Origin of the sequence: Pantoea sp. CTOTU46764 (genome assembly GCF_031974595.1) — a bacterium.
Taxonomy (GTDB): Bacteria; Pseudomonadota; Gammaproteobacteria; order Enterobacterales; family Enterobacteriaceae; genus Pantoea; species Pantoea trifolii.
This window is the reverse complement of record NZ_DALYOQ010000117.1, coordinates 4,960-5,784: the sequence shown is the minus strand read 5'-3', so window position 1 is coordinate 5,784 and position 825 is coordinate 4,960. Positions and strand designations below refer to the sequence as shown.

Genomic DNA, 825 nt, shown 5'->3' with positions numbered 1-825 from the left:
CACCAGCCTTGGCCTCAACGATCCGGTGATTGTGCAGTTCTGGCACTACATCACGCGCCTGCTGCACGGCAACTTTGGCATCTCCTATTACAACCAGGTTTCGGTGTTTCAGCTGATCATGGAGCGCCTGCCCGCCACGCTGGAACTGGTATTTGTGTCGGTGGTGATGGCAATGGCCATCGGCTTTCCGCTCGGGGTCTGGTCGGCCATCAGCCGCAACAAGTCGCTGAAAGAGGGCGTGCAAATCCTGTCGCTGATTGGCGTTTCGCTGCCGTGGTTCCTCACCGGCATCATCCTGATTATCGTGTTTTCGGTGTGGCTCGGCTGGTTTCCCTCCAGCACCGGCTTTCTCACCGCATCCGGTTGGCACTCAATCGTGCTGCCGGCGCTTTCGCTTGGTTTGTCGATGGTGACCATCATCATGCGTCTGATTCGCACCGAGATGCTGGAGGTGATGAAGTCCGATTACGTCAAATTCGCCCGCGCGCGCGGCATCGAAAACTATCGCATCTGGTTTCGTCATGCGCTGAAGAACGCGCTGCTGCCGGTGGTGACGGTAATTGGTTTGCAGATTGGCGGTTTGATTGCCTTCGCCATTGTGATTGAAACCGTCTTCCAGTGGCCTGGCATGGGCTTGCTGCTGATTCAATCGATCAACTTCGTCGATGTACCGGTTCTTTCCGGCTATCTGCTGTTTACCGCCCTGATTTTTATCGTGATCAACACGCTGGTTGATCTGTTGTATTACCTGATCGACCCGCGTATGCGGGCGCAGTAAGGAGTTGCCATGATTAACGATAATGTCCCGTTACGCCGCCGTACCCG

General features: G+C 55.5%; 1 protein-coding gene. It reads left to right on the top strand.

Annotated elements, in window-relative coordinates:
* On the top strand, positions 1 to 778 hold a 778-nt coding region (locus RTM06_RS22490; RefSeq protein ID WP_312184766.1), incomplete at its 5' end, for an ABC transporter permease.
* Positions 779 to 825 lie beyond the last annotated feature (47 nt).